Source organism: Paracraurococcus ruber, assembly GCF_004353985.1.
GTDB classification, from domain to species: domain Bacteria; phylum Pseudomonadota; class Alphaproteobacteria; order Acetobacterales; family Acetobacteraceae; genus Paracraurococcus; species Paracraurococcus ruber.
On sequence record NZ_SMOA01000415.1, the window covers coordinates 1 to 3,407 of the forward strand.

At 75.3% G+C, this 3,407-nt stretch carries 4 protein-coding genes; all 4 read left to right on the forward strand.

Features of this window, described 5'->3' with window-relative positions; translation table 11 throughout:
• Nucleotides 1-555 (forward strand): hypothetical protein (locus E2C05_RS33595; protein WP_205083179.1); only part of this gene is annotated, 555 nt, incomplete at its 5' end.
• Nucleotides 556-589: 34 nt separating this feature from the next.
• Entirely contained in the window at nucleotides 590-1,489 is a 900-nt protein-coding gene (locus tag E2C05_RS30000; RefSeq protein ID WP_133223279.1) for a methyltransferase domain-containing protein, read from the forward strand.
• 148 nt (nucleotides 1,490-1,637) lie between these two features.
• The gene (gene map, locus E2C05_RS30005) at nucleotides 1,638-2,444 is read left to right on the forward strand and encodes a type I methionyl aminopeptidase (RefSeq protein ID WP_133223280.1); all 807 of its coding nucleotides are present in this window, start codon (nucleotides 1,638-1,640) and stop codon (nucleotides 2,442-2,444) included.
• A 365-nt stretch (nucleotides 2,445-2,809) separates the two neighbouring features.
• Entirely contained in the window at nucleotides 2,810-3,205 is a 396-nt protein-coding gene (locus tag E2C05_RS30010; protein WP_133223281.1) for a DUF2306 domain-containing protein, read from the forward strand.
• The last annotated feature ends 202 nt before the right edge of the window (nucleotides 3,206-3,407 follow it).

Below are 3,407 nucleotides of genomic sequence, written 5' to 3' on the forward strand. Positions count from 1 at the left end.
GCGCTCGCGCTGGCCGCCTGCGCCGCGCCGGCGCCAGCCCCGCCCGTCGCGCCGGTGGACCTGGCGGCGCGGCTGCCGGAGGAGGCCGCCGGCTTCCGCCGTGGCGCCGTCCTGCCGCTCGCCCAGCGGCCAGGCGGCCAGCGAGGGGCGCAGCCCGAGGGGCGTGAGGCAGCCTACGCCACCCGCGGCCGCCTCGCCGCCGGGGCGCTGATCGAGCTGTATCGCCTGCCGGAAGGCACGGTGCCGGAGGGCATTGCCGCCCCGGCCGTGGTGGCGGCGCTGGAGGATCTGCTGGCCGAGGCGGCGCGCGCCCCCGGCCACCGGCAGCAGCAGGAAACGGCACGGCTGGCCCTGCCGGAAGGCGGCATCCCCGGCCTGGCCTGCGCCGAGACCACCGGCCTGTATGGGCGGGAGAATGTGCAGGGCCTGCTCTGCGCCGGCGGCGTGGGCGGCGGGCTGGTCCGGCTGCGGGTGACCATGCCGCGGCGCGACCCGGCCCCGGCGGACCCGCGCGGCTTCGCCGCCGCCGTCCTCACGGCGCTGCGCGGGGGCTGACAATGCCGGGCCCGCCGCCCCACCTGCCCCGCGCATGACCGACCGAGCCGCCGACCCGATGCGGGTCTTCGACCGCCGCCTGCTGCGGCGGCGCCGCGACCGCGCCGCCGCCACGGTGGACCGGGTGGCGCCGGTGCTGGAGGCGGCGGCCGACCGCCTGCTGGACCGGCTGGACGACACCACCCGGCGCTTCGCCCGGGCGCTGGAGATCGGCGGCCGCGGGGTCGTGGCGCCGCTGCTGCGGTCCCGCGGCATCCCCTTCGTGGTGTCCATGGACCTGTCGTCCCGCATGGCGCGGGGGGCGGGCGGCCTGGCGGTGGCCGGCGACGAGGAATGGCTGCCCTTCGCGCCCGAGAGCTTCGACCTGGTGGTGGCCAGCCTGTCGCTGCACTGGGTGAACGACCTGCCCGGGGCGCTGCTGCAGATCCGGCGGGCGCTGCGGCCGGACGGGCTGTTCCTGGCCTCGCTCCCCGGCCTCGGCACCCTGCAGGAGTTGCGGGAGGCGCTGGCGGCGGCCGAGAGCGAGCTGCGCGGCGGGCTGTCCCCGCGCGTCTCGCCCTTTCCCGAATTGCGCGACCTGGCCGGGCTGCTGCAGCGGGCCGGCTTCGCTTTGCCGGTGGCGGATGGGGAGGCGCTGCCGGTCGCCTATCGCAGCCCGATGGCCCTGTTCGAGGATCTGCGGGCGGCGGGCGAGACCAATGCCGTGCTGGCGCGTGACCCGCGCATCCCGCCGCGGGCGCTGCTGCCGCTGGCGGCCAGCCGCCTGCCGGTGGCGGGGGAGGCGATCCCGGTCGGGTTCCGCCTGCTGGTCATGACCGGCTGGGCGCCGCATGAGAGCCAGAGCAAGCCCGCGCGGCCCGGCAGCGCCACGGTGCGGCTGGCCGAGGCGCTGGGGGTGGAGGAGCGGAAGGCGGGGGAGCGGGCGGGGCGGTAGCCGGCGGGGTTACCCCTGCCGCCCATCCGGCGCGCGGCTTTCGCAACCCTGCGACCGGCCGGGCGCTGTCCCTCGCCCGCGCTTGCTTCCGGCGCCCCCCGCGCGCATCTTCCTGCCTCACGCCCTCCGCCAGAGACACCCGAGCATCATGGACCAGCAGGGCGGCGATTCCCGCCGCATCACCCTCCACGCCCCCGAGGATTTCGCGGGCATGCGCCGGGCCGGGCAGCTTGCGGCCGCCACCCTCGACATGATCACCGACCATGTCCGCCCGGGCGTCACGACGGGGGAGCTGGACCGGCTCTGCCACGACCACATCCTGGCGCATGGCGCGACGCCGGCGCCGCTCGGCTATCGCGGCTATCCGAAATCCATCTGCACCTCGATCAACCATGTCGTCTGCCACGGCATCCCGGGCGAGCGGGTGCTGGCCGAGGGCGACATCCTCAACATCGACGTCACCGTCATCCTCGATGGCTGGCATGGCGATTCCAGCCGGATGTACGTGGCGGGCCAGCCTTCGACCAGGGCGCGGCTGCTGCTCGACGTGACCTATGAGTCAATGATGCTGGGCGTCGCCGCGGTGAAGCCGGGCGCGACGCTCGGCGATGTCGGCCATGCCATCCAGCGCTTCGTCGAGCGGCACCGCTTCTCCGTGGTGCGCGACTTCTGCGGCCACGGCATCGGCCGGCGCTTCCACGAGCCGCCGAACGTGCTGCATTTCGGCCGCCCCGGCGAGGGCCCCGTCCTGAAGCCCGGCATGTTCTTCACCATCGAGCCGATGGTGAATGCCGGCCGGCCGGAGGTGAAGATCCTCGACGACGGCTGGACCGCCGTGACGCGCGACCGCAGCCTGTCCGCGCAGTTCGAGCACATGGTGGGCGTGACCGAGACGGGGGCGGAGGTCTTCACCCTGTCCCCAGCCGGGCTGCACCGGCCGCCCTATCGCGGCTGAGCGCCGGGCAGCCGCCACCCGCGGGCGCGGCGGCAACCGGAGTGGATCGCCGGGCGTGAGTAGGGAACGCCGGGCGGCGCGGGCCTGTTCGGTGGTCACGGACCCGGCAGTCACCGACCGGTGGGCAGCCCGCAACACCGAACCCGATCCGCCGCGGCCCCGGGCGCCGGGGCGCGCAGGACCATCGACCGCCGGGTCGGTGGGCATGCCGCCGGCCCTGGACGTCGCCGCGCGCTGGCGCGCGGCAGGGGCGGGGCTTCGATCACCCGACGGCCGCAGCCGCCAGGGCATCATGACGGCGATGCTTGACGCGCCTTCGCTGGCGAGCGTATGTGAAAGTCATAAACATTCACATGAGGGCCGCCATGCAGTTCGCTCCGCTCCTCGCCGCCCCGCCGCTGGTGCAGGCGCATGCCGCCGCGGCGATCGCCGCCTTCGGCCTCGGCCTCTGGCAGATGGCCGCGCCCAAGGGGACGCTGCCGCACCGGCGCCTGGGCTGGGCCTGGACCGGGCTGATGCTGGTGGTCGCGCTCTCCTCCTTCGGCATCACCGGCAATCGCGGGCCCTGGCATTTCTCCTGGATCCACGGGATTTCGCTCTTCACGCTCGTCATGCTGCCCCTGGCGGTGCTGCATGCCCGGCGCGGGCGGGTCGGGCTGCACCGGCGGGCGATGATCGGGCTGTTCCTCGGGGCGCTGGTGATCACCGGCGCCTTCACCCTGCTGCCGGGCCGGCTGCTGGGCAGGGTTGTCTTTTCGTAGACGATATCGTTGAACGAAAGCCCTGCGGTACGATATCACCCCGGTCCGTTCGGGGGCAGGCATGGACGACGCCGAGGCGGAGCGCGGGTTCGCGGATGCGGGGCTGGCCCAGCCCCTGGCCTTCGTGGCACCGGCCGCCGCGCCGGGGGCCAGGGCGCGCGCGCCGCGCCCGCGGCCGAAGCAGCCCGTGCGGCTGCCCGCC